Below are 13,570 nucleotides of genomic sequence, written 5' to 3'. Positions count from 1 at the left end.
TCCATGCGGCTCACACCCCTGCCACCCCACACCATCCCGGCCTTGACAGGTTCATGAGGCGGAGCGGATGGCAAAGGCAGGAGCAAGAGCGGTTTCTGATGTCGGAGAAACTAATGTAGAGCCGAGCCCATGCTCGGCTGGGTCTACCGCGAGCAGCAGCCGAGCGTGGGCTCGGCTCTACAAAGAGCGCCCAGCCAAGCAGCTTTTGCTCTTCTTTTTTTCTTTCCGTGGGTGGACGCACACGGAAACTGTCAGAGGCCGGGCGGGTGGGCTGGGCAGGGGTATCCGCGCCATGGATGGCGCGGCTAAGCCTCCAGGGACGGATTCACGGCGTCCCCTGCCCAGCCCACCCGCTCGGCCCATCCCCGGGATCGCGCTTTGCAGCCACCCACGAGGGGCTGCGCCGTTCGCCGGAACCTAAGCCGAAGGCGTCGGCTTCTGCCGAAGCAGGCTGAGCGCCAAGCCACCCACCACCAGCACGCCCAGACCCAGCAGCGCCCACAACAGCCACGACTTCCAGTCATGCTGCGGTTTCAGCGCCGCGTCACCCGCCAGCGGTTCCGGGCTGCCTTCCAGTCGCGCCAGCGTCGGCTGCCACGACGGATCGTTGCGCTGCCGAAGTTCCTCGATCAACACCCCGATCGGCGCGTCCGTGCGGCGCGCGGTCGCGCTGCCCACCGCCAGTGCGTAGGGCGCCGCACCCTGGCTCAGGAACACCAGCACTTCCGGTTGGTAGCCCAGGCGCAGCGTCGGCGCAGTGGCAGATTCCGCCGGATTCGCCACCAGCTTCCAGTAGCGGTCGCGGTGCACGCCGCCCAGCGGCTGCGCCGCCGACTGCTGGCGCTGGCCCTGCGTGCCCTGTTGCACCTGGTAGGCGATCCACGGCGCGCTGCGGCGCTGCCACTCGGCACTCTCGTCATCACGACTGAACAGCGTCCATTGCACCAGGCTGTTGTCGGTGCTGGCCACATCGGCGCGCGCCACCGGGAACCGGCCATCCATCTCGAAGGTGTATTCGCCCTTGCCCTTCGACGTCGGCTCCAGCGACAGCCATTCCCACGGCAGCGTGGCCGGCGCTGGCGGCAGTTCCGCCAACACGCCGCGCAGGGTCGGCAGCCGCGAGTCGCCCTGCGCCAGGATGCGCAGGTAGCGTGCAGTGCCGTCCACCTGCAGGCGGCGCTGCAGCAGGCGCTTGCCGGCGCGCTGCAGATCCACCAGCGGCACGTCGCGACCCATCGATCGCCAGTGCTGCAGGTCATCACTGGCATCCAGCTGAACCTGCGCCTGCAGCGGCTGGCCGCTGTCGGCCCAGTCCAGCACCAGCGCCGCCAGCGGCTGCTGGTCGAGCATGCTGGCGTCGATCAGCCAGCCGCCCTGCCCGTTCGCCGTCGCCCCGCCACTCACCCGTGCTTCGACCCGGCGCACGCGCCCATCGGTATCACGCTCGGTCAGCAGCTGCAGATCGTTGCGCTGGGCATCGGCCAGCGGCGGCAGCACGAACCACGGCAGTTCACGCTGCACCGGCGGTTGCGCCAGCGGCTGGTCCGGCGCCAGCAGTGCCGACGGCAGCAGCTGGCTGGCTGCATTGAACACCTGCAGGTCGCTGAGGTCGGGGCTCACGGCACGGCGGTAGATCGCCGGCTCCAGCACGATGCGGTAGGCACCGGACTGCGCGCTGGACAATGTGAGCGGCCATTGCTCGGCATACTGCGTGCGGTAATCAGCCGCCTGCACCACGACGGCGGCCAGCATGCCGAACATCGCCGGCAGCAGCGCCCTGCTCCACTTCCTCATTGCTTTTCCTCCACGGTCGGCGCCACGCTCGGCGGAGCCGGTGCCAGATAACCCACGACCGTGCACAGCAGGCCGTAGGCGATGAACGATGCGATGCCCAGCAGGTTGCCCAGGTGCTGGCGATCGACAATGACCAGCTTGGCCAGTACCACGCCCATCAGCACGGCACCGACCATCCACAGCACACGCTGGCCACGACGCGAACCCCACACCCAGGCAATCACGCCCAGCACGCTCCACAACACGGTCAGGCTGGTCTGGGCCAGGCTGAAGCGCATCATCGACGCGTTCCATGCCAGCCCACCCCACTGGTGCACGCCATGCAGCACCAGGCTGGTCAGTGCGACGAAGGCCGCCAGTGCCAGCAGCGGCATGCGGATGTTCAGCAATGCCTGCGGTGCCTGCGGTTGCTGATCGCCGTACAGCCAGCGCGCCAGCAGCAGCAGGCTCAACCATTGGCCGATCTCGGCCGGATTCAGCACCGGCAGCCACAACAGCGGTGCAGCGTCGCCCGGCAGCAGCTGGCCCAACAGCCAGCCGATCGACAGCAGGCCGAACAGCACGCACTGCAGCGGGACGCGCACGCTGTCGAAGGCCTGTCCCAATGGCCAGCGCAGCGCATTCCAGCGCCACAGCGACAGTGCCGCCATCAGCAGCCATGGCAAGGTCACCAGCAGGGTCGTCCAGCCCTGCGCCAGATCGGCTTCGCCACCGCCCCACAGGGCCAGCAGCGAAAGCAGCGACGGCCACAGCAGCCACCACAGGAACTGCGCGATGCGGGCCACGGTATCGCCGCCCTGGCGCAGGCACAGCAGGGTCCGCACGCCCAGCACCGCGAACACCGCCCAGGCCAGCGCGCCATAACCTGCGAACGGCTGGTGGTGTGCATCGCTCTGCACCAGGGCCAGCGGGAAGCCCAGCGCGAGCATGGCCAGTGCGGTCACGCCCAGTGCACGCGCCGGCTGGCGACGCTGCACTTCGGCCACCAGCCAGGCAGTGACCGCGGCCAGCACCAGCAACGCGTCCACTTCGGTGCGGTACGGGAAGAAGCGCGTGATCTCATGGATCAGGCCGCCCAGCCACCACAGCAGGCCCCACAGGTAGTACACCAGTGCGACCTCATGACGTGACCTGCGCTGGTAGCTCCACGCCGACGCGAAGCCGGCCAGGGCCAGCAACAGCGCGCCGATGGCGGTCGGGTTGATCAGGAAGCGCAGGTCTTCGTGCCAGTGGTCGCCACCGGCAACGAAGGCGAATGCGGCGCCGATCTGCAGCAACGCGCCGGATACCTGCGGCAGCCAGCGCTTCTGGCGCAGCCCCAACCAGGCCAGGCCTGCACCTTCCAGCGCAAACACGGCACCGGTGGCACGCGCCGACAAGGCCAGCGGCACCGCCAGCGTGGCGAAGCCCACCGCAAGCACGGCATGCGACTGCGCCAGCATGGTGTACGACGCACGTGCGATCAGCGCCCGTGCCAGTACCGCGTAGATCGCGGCCAGGCCCAGCGCGCATAGTGCCAGCGTCATCGGTTGTTCGTGCAGCATGCCTGCCTGCAACGAGAATGCGACCAGCGGCGCGCCGAACACCAGGCTGCCATCGATCAGATCGCGCCGGCCGGCCGGCTGGCGGCGCGCGTACAGCAGCGGGATCAGCAGGTAGAACACGAAGAACAACAGCAGGAACGGCTCAGTGCTGCTGAACTTGTCCGGTACGTACTGCAGCACGCCCCAGAAGGTGCCGATGCCGAAAGTGAAGGCGAAGCCCAGCAGGTTCAGCGCGCGCCAAGGGCGGAACCAGGCGATGGCGAAAATGCCCGCGTTGAGCACCGCGTAATAGCTGAACAGCCCCACGTGATTGCCGCTGCCGGTGGACAGCCACAGCGGTGCCATGAAGCCGGCCAGGATCCCCAGCACGGCCAGCGTGCGCGAGTTCTGCACCACCGCCAGCACGCACAGCCCGGCCACCAGGGCAATGGAGCTGGCGAAGGCGAAGCCCGGCGGAATCAGGTCGAAGCGCTTGAAGGCCGCGAAGATGGTCAGCAGCAGCACGCCGATGGCACCGCCCTGCAAGGCCAGCGCAAACAGGCGCCGGCGCTCGCGCTGGTGCCAGCCGAAGGCCAGCAGGCCCAGCGCGCCCACGGTGATGCCGGCCAAGCGCAGCTCGATCGGCAACACCAGCCAGCCCTGGTCGCTGACGTACTTCAGCAGCGCCGCGACACCGGCCAGCAGCACCAGCATGCCGATCTTGACCGGCACGTTGCCTTCGGTGAACCAGCGCTTGACCGCACTGATGCCGCGCTCGATGACGTTGGGCAGTGCCGGCTCGGAAGGCAGCGGCGGCTGCACCGGCACCGGTGGCACCGGCGGTGGCGCAGCAGGTCGGGGAACAGGCGCCTCGGTCGGCGCTGCTTCGCGCACCGGTGGCTGCGGGGGGTGCGGCGCAGCAGCGGCGACCGGCCGCAGGAACGGTGGATCGGCACTGGCCGTGGGCGTGGCCGCAGCCCGTTCGGGCGTGGGCGCGCTGGCGGCCGGCCTGGCGGTGGCAGGCGCGGCGGCCATCGCGCTTTCCAGCGCCGCGACGCGGCGGCGCAGGCCGGAGATCATCACCAGCGCCACCACCAGCAGCAGGGGGATGGCCAACAGGACCAATACGACCAGTGCGATCAGTGCTTCCATTGCGTGCTTCCATTGCGTTCCCGCGCCACAGCGGCAGCGGTCGACCGCCCCATGCTACGACAGGGTGGGCCCCTTAAACGACGAACCCCGGCCAGGCCGGGGTTCGTCTGCGATCTACGCCGGCCTTACTTGGCGGCGATGACCTTGGCCATTTCCAGGCACTTGTTCGAGTAGCCCCACTCGTTGTCGTACCAGGTCACCAGCTTGACGAAGGTGCCGTCCAGGGCGATGCCGGCATCGGCGTCGAACACCGAGGTGCAGGTTTCGCCGCGGAAATCGGTGGCCACCACCTTGTCTTCGGTGTAGCCCAGGATGCCCTTCAGCGGGCCTTCGCTCTGTGCCTTCACTTCGGCGCAGATCTCGGCGTAGGTGGCTTCCTTTTCCAGCTCGACGGTCAGATCGACCACCGACACGTCCGAGGTCGGCACGCGGAAGCTCATGCCGGTCAGCTTCTTGTTCAGTTCCGGAATGACCACGCCGACGGCCTTGGCCGCACCGGTGGACGAGGGAATGATGTTTTCCAGGATGCCACGGCCGCCGCGCCAGTCCTTGTTGGACGGGCCATCGACGGTCTTCTGGGTGGCGGTGGCCGCATGCACGGTGGTCATCAGGCCGCGCTTGATGCCCCACTTGTCATTGATAACCTTGGCCAGCGGGGCCAGGCAGTTGGTGGTGCACGAAGCGTTGGAGATGATCGCCTGGCCGGCGTAGGTCTTGTCGTTCACGCCGTACACGAACATCGGCGTGTCGTCCTTCGACGGGGCCGACATGATGACCTTCTTGGCGCCGGCATCGATGTGCTTCTGCGCGGTTTCCTTGGTCAGGAACAGGCCGGTGGCTTCCAGCACCACATCAGCGCCGACTTCATCCCACTTCAGGTTGGCCGGGTCGCGTTCCTGGGTCAGGCGGATCTTCTTGCCGTTGACCAGCAGGTCATTGCCCTGCACCGCCACGTCGGCCTTGAAGCGGCCGTGCACGGAGTCGTACTTGAGCATGTACGCCAGGTAGTCCGGCTCCAGCAGATCGTTGATGGCCACGATTTCGATGTCGTCGCCGAAGTTCAGCACCGCCGAGCGCAGGACGTTACGCCCGATGCGACCGAAACCGTTGATACCAACCTTGATTGCCATTTCTCAAGCTCCTGCGGCCGCGACAGGTGCGGCGGGATGGATAGGGCCCACAAGTCTAGCAAACCGCCGCTGGCCACCGTGGGCCAGCCGGGACCGCCGGCCGGCCCACGGACAGGATTTGATCCGGATCAAAGCGTTAGCGCGGCGTGAGGCCGAGACTGTCGCCATCCACCCAGCAACGAGAACACCCCCATGCGCAAGACCTCCCCCCTGATCGTGGCCAGCCTGGCCGCCGCCCTGTCGCTCGCCGCCGCCCCGGCCATGGCCCAGTCCAAGGGCGACTGGACCGTCTCGGCCGGCGTGCACCAGGTGGCGCCGAAGTCGAACAACGGCTGGCTGGCCGGCGGCACCCTGAAGGTCGACGTCGACAATGACGTCAAGCCGACCATCACCGGCGAGTACTTCATCGCCGACAACCTGGGCATCGAAGTGCTGGCCGCGCTGCCGTTCAAGCACGACATCAACATCAACGGCCTGGGCCGCGTCGGCAGCACCAAGCAGCTGCCGCCGGTGGTCACCCTGCAGTACCACTTCAATAGCAAGGGCAAGGTGTCGCCGTTCGTCGGCGCCGGCCTGAACTACACCACCTTCTTCAGCGAAGACACTACGGGTGCGCTGGCCGGCAGCAAGCTGAAGCTGCAGGATTCGTGGGGCCTGGCCGCACACGCCGGCGTGGACTTTGCGATCGGCGAGAAGGGCGCCCTGCGCGTGGACATGCGCTGGATCGACATCGACAGCAAGGTGAAGTTGAACGGCGAGAAGATCGGCACGGTCAACATCGATCCGCTGGTCTACGGCGCTTCGTACGTCTTCAAGTTCTAAAGCGGTGTATTGGGCGCGGGGGCTTCGCCCCCGCTCCCCCGCTACACGCAGAACCCTCGCAGCATGTTGCCCCGGTAATTGCCGGGGCTTTTTTGTGCCTGGGACTGAAGCGGTTCCGGAGCTGGGGCAAGGCAGGGAGCGGAGCCGGGACACGCCGTAAACCCATCCCTGGGGGCTCGATGGCGCCATCCATGGCGCCAACGGTCCCGGCTCCGCTCCCCGCCTTGCCCCTTCCCATCACCGCGTGCGTACCAGCTCAAGCAAAGGCAAGAGCAGAACCCGTGCATCCGAGGCGCAGTGATTGCCTGTAATTGCAGGAGGCCGATTTTGATCCTGCATTTGTTTTTGATGTTGCATTTGACGTTTGCATCCGCCTCCGCGGCCATGTTTGGAGGGGAGCGCAGAGGGAGGGGCGGCGGGACCGTTGGCGGCATGAATGGCGCCATCGAGCCTCCAAGGACGGATTTACGGCGTGTCCCGCCGCCCCTCCCTCTACGCTTCCACTTCGGAACAGGAACGCGCCGCTCTTCAATCCACCTACCCCGCTAGAATGGGCGCATGAAAGCCCTGCACTCCCTGTTCCTCGCCGCCGCCCTGGCGCCGGCCCTGCTGTCCGTCTCCGCCCCTGCCCATGCCTGGGGCGCGCAAGGCCACCGCCTTGTCGCCGAAGTCGCCGACGCCCGCCTCACCCCCGCCGCCCGCGCCGAAGTGGACCGCCTGCTGGCCACCGAACCGGACGCCACCCTGGCCAGCATCGCGCCCTGGGCCGACCAGCTGCGCGCCAAGGACCCGGGCCTGGGCCGTCGCTCGGCCGGCTGGCACTACGTCAACATTGCCGAAGACGACTGCCACTACGAAGCACCGAAGCACTGCAGGAACGGCAACTGCATCGTCGAAGCCCTCAAGGCGCAGAGCGCCATTCTGGGCGACCGCAGCCTGACTGACGGCGAGCGCCTGCAGGCGCTGAAGTTCGTCGTGCACCTGGTCGGCGACATCCACCAGCCGATGCACGCCGGCTACGCCCACGACAAGGGCGGCAATGATTTCCAGCTGCAGTTCGGCAACCGCGGTACCAACCTGCACTCGCTGTGGGACAGCGGCATGCTCAACACCCGCAAGCTGGACGATGCCGGCTACCTGCCGGTGCTGCAGAGCCAGCGCGCACCGAAGCTGGCGCGCCAGTCCAACCCGCAGCGCGACCCGCAGGTCTGGGCCGAGGCCAGCTGCCGCATCTCCATGCAAGCTGGCGTTTATCCGGCCTCGCGTAAAATCGGTGACGAGTACACCGAGCGCTACCGGCCGCTGGCCGAAGCGCAGCTGCGGCTGGCCGGTGAAAACCTGGCGCAGTTGCTGAACCGCGTGCTCGGCACGCGCTGAGGAGAGCTCCAATGCCGGTCCAGGTGCAGTCGTTCTTCCACCGTGACAGCAACACCTTCAGCTACCTGGTCAGCGACCCGGCCAGCGGCGAGGCGGCGCTGATCGATCCGGTCCTGGACTATGACCCGGACACCGACGCCAGCAGCGAATCACCGCTGCGCGCGGCATTGCAGGCCATCGAACAACAGGGCCTGCAGCTGCGCTGGCTGCTGGAGACGCATGCCCACGCCGACCATGTGTCGGCCGGGCGCCGACTCAAGCAGCACTTTCCGCAGGCCACGCTGGCCATCGGTGAAGGCATCCGCGCGGTGCAGGCGACGTTTGCGCCACGCTATGGCCTGCAGCTTCCGGGCGCCGATGAAATCTTCGACCACCTGTTCAGTGATGGCGAGACCTTCACTTTGGGCGAACTGCGCTGCCAGGTGATCGCCGTGCCCGGCCACACCAGCGACAGCATCGCCTACCTGATCGACGATGCGCTGTTCACTGGCGACTCGCTGTTCATGCCCGACGGCGGCACTGCCCGTTGCGACTTCCCTGGCGGTGATGCCGCACAGCTGTACCGCTCGATCCAGCGCCTGCTGGCCCTGCCGGATGCCACCCGCGTGTTCGTCTGCCACGACTACGGCCCGGGCGGCCGCGACTTCGCCAACGAAACCACCATCGGTGAACAGCGCGCGCACAACATCCACGTGCACGACGGCGTGGCCGAGGCGGAGTTCGTCAGCGTGCGCCAGGCCCGCGATGCGACGTTGGAAGAACCGAAGCTGATGCAGCCTGCGGTAAAGGCCAATATCCAGGGCGGGGCCTGACGTACGCCCGGCAGAGCCCGGCGCCATCGGTGTCCATCACGGACCGCCAGTGTTCATTTTCCCTGCATCCGCACCACGTGCTGGCCCTTCACGATCTCGAACGTGAAGGCGTACTGCAGGGTGACCGCTACCGGCTCGACGCGCTCGGCGCCCCGGCAGTCACCGCGGTCGGCAGGCACCTTGCCCGCCGCGAAGTGGCAGACCGCTGCGGACGAGTACTTCCACATCGCTACGGCTTCCTGGGCAGCCTGCAGCAGGGGCGCATTCTCGCCCGCAGCACCTGCCGCGCACTCCGGACGATCGGTCAATGGCAGGCTTCGCTCCACGGCGCCATTGGCATCAACCACCACCTGCAGGCAGATCGTGGTCGGCGCCAGTTCCGCGCGCGGGTCACGATCGCCAACCTCCGGGTCTGGTGCCGCGTACAGCTGGGGCATCCGGTAGCCTTCGGTCGCACCCAGCGAATACACCTGCAGCTGTCCACCGCCGCTGCCCGCCTGCGGCTGCAGGCGCTGGTGGCCGACATTTTCGCTGCGGGTATCCACCGTGGTCAGGCGGTCCTGGCTCGCACACCCCACCAGCAGCGCTGCCGCCATGATCAGCGCAGCGGACTTCATTGGGTGTCCTCGGTGTTGTCCATGGCGAACGTGATCGGAATCTTCACCGCCGCTGCAACCGGCTTACCGTTCTTCATCGCCGGCCGATAGGTCCAGCTGCGTGCCGCAGCGATCGACACCGCATCGAACACGCCCGGATTGGTGGCACTGAGCACGCGGACATCGCTGGGACGCCCCTGCGCATCCACCTCCACGCGCAGGTTCACCACGCCTACCTGGCGCTGCTCGAACGCGGATTTTGGATAGGACGGCGGTGGCATCCTGTCGATCTGGATCGGACGGTCCAGCCCAGCCTTGGCCGCACCTTCTTCCGCCGTTGCGTACGGCTCGACACCGATCCTCGGGCTCCCGGCCGCGCCGCCCTGGCTGGCCCATGCCACCGCGCCCATGCCCACACACAACCCGACCACCAGCACCTGCCCGGACACCCACGGCAATGCCTTCCGCTTGGACTGCTTCAACATGGCGATACGCTCCTTCAACACGGGTTGGCTGCGCCAATGGCAGACCGCGGGCGCAACCGGGTGGACCAGCTGCGCCTTCAGCAGCGTGCTGGCGTAGAGGCCGCGCAGCGCCGGCTGCGGGGCCATGGTGCGGGCATCGCAGGCCAGTTCCTGGTCGCGCAGGAAGCGGCCCGCAGCCCACGGCAGAAGCGGGTGGAACCAGAACACCGCGCGCACCAGCAGCAGCGCACCGTTGGCCCAGTGATCGCCATGACGGTGATGGCTGCGCTCGTGCTGCAGGATCAAGCTCTGTTCCTGTGCGGTGAACTGCAGGTCGAAGTCGGGACCAACCACGATGCGTGGGCGCCACAGGCCAACCAGCGCGGGCAAGCCGGGATCGCCGCTGGCCTGCCAGCTGCCATCGGTGCGCGGCGTCAGTGGCCCCATGCTCCGTTCGAAACGATGTTGTGCGTGCAGGTCGCGCAACAGGCGGATGCCCGCACCCAATGCCCACAGCGCGAACAACAGCCCGGCCCATGGCAACGAGGGCCCGCTCAGGGCATCGAGGGCACCGGGCATCACTTTCAGCGGCAGCGTGGGTACCTGCTGCAACACCGCAACCTGTGGCAATGGCAGCGTCAGGGCCACCAGCAGCAGCGGCAGCAGCCACCAGCTGCGGTAGGCCAGCCCAGCGCCCCCCAACCGCACCAGCAGCGGTCGCAGCACCGCCAGCAGGACCACACCCACGGCCAGCCACAAGCTGGCCCGCCACAGTCCGTCGAGCAGCTCAGTCATGGTCCAGCTCCTGGATCAGCTTCTTCAGTTCGGCGATGTCCTGCGCGCTCAGCTGGCCGCGTTCGCTGAAGTGCGCGACCAGCGGCGCCACGCGCCCTTCGAAGACACGGCCGATGAAGTCCTGGCTCTGCGCCTCCACCCACGCCTGTCGCTGCAGCAGCGGCCGGTACAGGTAACGCCGTCCATCGCGCTCGGCAGTGATCGCGCCCTTGGTCAGCAGGCGGTTGAGCAGGGTCTTGATGGTCGGCTCGGCCCAGTCGCGATGGGCCAGCGCGGCCACCACGTCATCGGCACTACGCGGTGCCTGCTGCCACAGCACCTCCATCACGACGGCTTCGGCTTCGCTGATCGGGGTCATGGTTTACATCCGTAATCGACAGATTGATTACGCGCGTAATCGAACTGCCTGTCAAGCCCCTCGACTCCGGGTTCATCCCGGCTGCGCCAGCATCGGTTCCTCCCGCCCCTGGCCCCGGATGAAAGCACTGCCGAAGAAGGATTTCCCGGTCGAGCAGGCCCGCCGCTTCCTCGAACCCGGCCCGATCGTGCTGGTCAGCACGGCATGGCGCGGCCAGCGCAACCTGATGACGATGGGCTGGCACATGGTCATGGGCTTCTCGCCTTCACTGGTCGCCACCTACCTGTGGGACGCAAACCACAGCCACGCGTTGGCGCGCGGCAGCGGCGAGTGCGTGATCAACGTGCCCGGGGTGGAGCTGCTCGATACCGTGGTGGACATCGGCAACTGCAGCGGCCGCGAGGTCGACAAGTTCGCCCGTTTCGGGCTCGACGCACTGCCCGCGCGTGAGGTCGGCGCGCCACTGGTCGGCCAATGCCATTCGTGCTTCGAATGCCGCCTGTACGACGACAGCCAGGTGGCAGCGAGCAATCTGTTCATCTGGGAAATCGTGCACGCCCATGTTGCGCCCCGGCCGAAGCTGCCGCGCACGGTGCATTACCGTGGCGATGGGCAGTTCATGGTGGCCGGCGCGGAAGTCTCGCGTCGACGGCGGTTCAAGCCCGACATGCTGTAATGCCCGCACTCCCCCGACGCAGGACCGCCGCGCATGACCGAACACCTCACCGACCTGGACGCCGCCGTCGACTGGTTGTTTGCGCGCGTGGACGGGCCGCTGCGGATCGGGGCACCGCTGGCACTGGGCAAGCCGCATCGGCTGCTCAATGCCCTCTACGCGCGCGTCGAGCACGATCCGTCGCGGCCGCTGCAGCTGTATACCGCGCTGTCGCTGAATCCGCCGAAGGCGCGGGGCACCGGCCTGGAAGCCCGCTTCCTGGCACCGTTCGCGCTGCGCCATTTCGGCGACGACTTCCCGCGCCTGGCCTATGCCGATGCGATCGCACGCGACGCGTTGCCGGCACATGTGCAGGTGGAAGAGTTCTACATGCAGTCCGGCGCCCTGCTCGGGTCGCGCCAGGCGCAATCCAGCTATACCAGCCTGAACTACACCCACGCCGCCGATGCGGTGGCGCAGCGCGCGCCACAGGTGATCGTGCAGAAAGTGGCGATGCGCCCGAACGACCGCCGGCTTTCCCTGTCGTGCAACAACGACATCACCCAGGACACGCTGGACGCGATGACCGCGCGTGGCCTGCCGCGTCCGCTGCTGATCGCCGAGATCGATCCCCAGTTGCCCTACCTGGGCGGCTCGGCCACGGTCGATGTCTCGTTCTTCGATCTGGTGATCACCCCACCGCGGCCGTACCCGGCGCTGTTCGGGCTGCCGCGGCAGCCGGTCGGCGATGCCGACTACGCCATCGGCCTGTACGCAAGCACGCTGGTGCGCGATGGCGGCACGCTGCAGATCGGCATCGGTACGCTGGCCGACGCGCTCAGCCATGCGCTGGTGCTGCGCCATACCGACAACGCGCGCTACCGCCGCGTGCTGCACGCGCTGGATCCGCAGCTGGCCAGCCACCCGCTGGTGCAGGAGATCGGCGGCGTGGACCCGTTCGAAGTGGGCCTGTACGGCTGCAGCGAGATGCTCAACGAGGGCTTCCGCAGGCTGGTGCAGACCGGGGTGATCAAGCGCAAGGTACACGATGACCTGGCGCTGATGCAGCGCATCGAGAACGGCAGCACGCTGTCGATCGACCACGCCACACTGGCGGCCGAAGGTGAGTACCTGCACGGCGCGTTCTACCTGGGCTCGCCGGAATTCTACGAGTGGCTGCGCACGCTGCCGGAGGACGAGTGCCGTGCGATCGGCATGCGCCGCATCAGCGAGATCAACCAGCTGTACGGCGGCAACGAAACGCTGGAACGCCTGCAGCGCCGCCATGCGCGCTTCTTCAACTCCTGCATGATGGCCACCGCGCTGGGCGCGGCGGTGTCCGACGCGCTGGACGATGGACGCGTGGTATCCGGTGTGGGCGGCCAGTACAACTTCGTGGCGATGGCACATGCCCTGCCGGAAGCCCGCAGCGTGCTGATGTTCCGCGCCGCGCGCGATGACAAGGGCCGACGCGAATCCAACGTGCGCTGGAACTACGGGCACACCACCATTCCGCGCCACCTGCGCGACATCTACCTCAACGAATACGGCATTGCCGACCTGCGCGGACTGACCGACGAGGACTGCGTGCATGCGATGACCGCAATCACCGAGGCCCCGTTCCAGGGCGGCCTGCTGCAGCAGGCGCACGCCTCGCGCAAACTGCTGGCGGTCGCGCAACCGGATCCGCAGCGGCAGCAGCGCAATACGCCGCAGGCGCTGACGGCGGCGCTGGCCCCATTCCGCGCCGATGGCAGCCTGCCGGACTATCCGCTGGGCAGTGACTTCAACGAGATCGAGCAGGTGCTGGTGAAAGCGCTGGGCTGGCTGAAGGCCAACACGCAGACCCGCGGCGACAAGCTGCGTACCGTCTGGGCAGCACTACGGCAACCGGCCGGCGACGGCGATGCGGTGTACCTGCAGCGCATGGGCCTGCAGGCACCGAAGGATTTCGCCGAACGCCTGGACGCGCGCCTGCTGCGCCTGGCACTGGCACGCACCGCCTGAGAAAAGGGGACGGAGGGGATTAAGTCGTTTGTGCACAAACGACTTAATCCCCTCCGTCCCCTTTTTCCTGCGGCAAAGAAAAGGC

The 13,570-nt window shown here is 67.4% G+C and carries 11 protein-coding genes; 5 read left to right on the top strand and 6 right to left on the bottom strand.

Features of this window, described 5'->3' with window-relative positions:
* Positions 1 to 417: 417 nt before the first annotated feature.
* The 3 genes from AC5P56_RS04035 to gap form a co-directional block, all read right to left on the bottom strand.
* A complete protein-coding gene (locus tag AC5P56_RS04035; protein ID WP_032962132.1) occupies positions 418 to 1,794 on the bottom strand; it encodes a DUF3999 domain-containing protein in 1,377 nt (458 codons plus the stop codon).
* Positions 1,791 to 4,469 (bottom strand): DUF2339 domain-containing protein, encoded by a 2,679-nt coding sequence (locus tag AC5P56_RS04030; RefSeq protein ID WP_241887067.1) that lies wholly within the window; start codon positions 4,467 to 4,469, stop codon positions 1,791 to 1,793. Before AC5P56_RS04030 ends, AC5P56_RS04035 begins: the two co-directional genes overlap by 4 nt.
* A gap of 125 nt (positions 4,470 to 4,594) precedes the next feature.
* Positions 4,595 to 5,599, bottom strand: a complete 1,005-nt coding sequence (gap, locus tag AC5P56_RS04025) for a type I glyceraldehyde-3-phosphate dehydrogenase (RefSeq protein ID WP_005414333.1) — start codon at positions 5,597 to 5,599, stop codon at positions 4,595 to 4,597.
* A gap of 192 nt (positions 5,600 to 5,791) precedes the next feature.
* Here gap and AC5P56_RS04020 point away from each other — a divergent pair, with 192 nt between their 5' ends.
* The 3 genes from AC5P56_RS04020 to AC5P56_RS04010 all read left to right on the top strand — a co-directional run bounded on the left by AC5P56_RS04020 (position 5,792) and on the right by AC5P56_RS04010 (position 8,610).
* A complete protein-coding gene (locus AC5P56_RS04020) occupies positions 5,792 to 6,421 on the top strand; it encodes an OmpW/AlkL family protein (protein ID WP_014648239.1) in 630 nt (209 codons plus the stop codon).
* 558 nt (positions 6,422 to 6,979) lie between these two features.
* Positions 6,980 to 7,798, top strand: a complete 819-nt coding sequence (locus tag AC5P56_RS04015; RefSeq protein WP_049440438.1) for a S1/P1 nuclease — start codon at positions 6,980 to 6,982, stop codon at positions 7,796 to 7,798.
* A gap of 11 nt (positions 7,799 to 7,809) precedes the next feature.
* Positions 7,810 to 8,610, top strand: coding sequence for an MBL fold metallo-hydrolase (locus AC5P56_RS04010; protein WP_197575474.1), 801 nt, complete (start codon positions 7,810 to 7,812; stop codon positions 8,608 to 8,610).
* Positions 8,611 to 8,663: 53 nt separating this feature from the next.
* Here AC5P56_RS04010 and AC5P56_RS04005 read toward each other — a convergent pair whose 3' ends face one another.
* Genes AC5P56_RS04005 through AC5P56_RS03995 form a run of 3 tightly spaced genes read right to left on the bottom strand, consistent with a single transcriptional unit; the run spans position 8,664 to position 10,823 of the window.
* Positions 8,664 to 9,227 (bottom strand): hypothetical protein, encoded by a 564-nt coding sequence (locus AC5P56_RS04005; RefSeq protein WP_032962142.1) that lies wholly within the window; start codon positions 9,225 to 9,227, stop codon positions 8,664 to 8,666.
* Positions 9,224 to 10,465: a M56 family metallopeptidase gene (locus AC5P56_RS04000; RefSeq protein ID WP_227864367.1), complete on the bottom strand. Its 1,242-nt coding sequence runs from the start codon at positions 10,463 to 10,465 to the stop codon at positions 9,224 to 9,226. The genes AC5P56_RS04005 and AC5P56_RS04000 overlap by 4 nt, the downstream gene beginning before the upstream one ends.
* Positions 10,458 to 10,823, bottom strand: a complete 366-nt coding sequence (locus AC5P56_RS03995) for a BlaI/MecI/CopY family transcriptional regulator (RefSeq protein WP_014648244.1) — start codon at positions 10,821 to 10,823, stop codon at positions 10,458 to 10,460. Before AC5P56_RS03995 ends, AC5P56_RS04000 begins: the two co-directional genes overlap by 8 nt.
* A gap of 118 nt (positions 10,824 to 10,941) precedes the next feature.
* Between AC5P56_RS03995 and AC5P56_RS03990 the strand changes: the two genes are divergently transcribed.
* Together AC5P56_RS03990 and AC5P56_RS03985 are read left to right on the top strand one after the other, a co-directional pair.
* Entirely contained in the window at positions 10,942 to 11,499 is a 558-nt protein-coding gene (locus AC5P56_RS03990; protein ID WP_014648245.1) for a flavin reductase family protein, read from the top strand.
* A gap of 33 nt (positions 11,500 to 11,532) precedes the next feature.
* Positions 11,533 to 13,485: an acetyl-CoA hydrolase/transferase C-terminal domain-containing protein gene (locus AC5P56_RS03985; protein ID WP_495231469.1), complete on the top strand. Its 1,953-nt coding sequence runs from the start codon at positions 11,533 to 11,535 to the stop codon at positions 13,483 to 13,485.
* Positions 13,486 to 13,570 lie beyond the last annotated feature (85 nt).

Source organism: Stenotrophomonas sp. YJH_SMC_131 (assembly GCF_059367975.1).
This window is presented reverse-complemented; position numbering and strand designations above follow the sequence as displayed.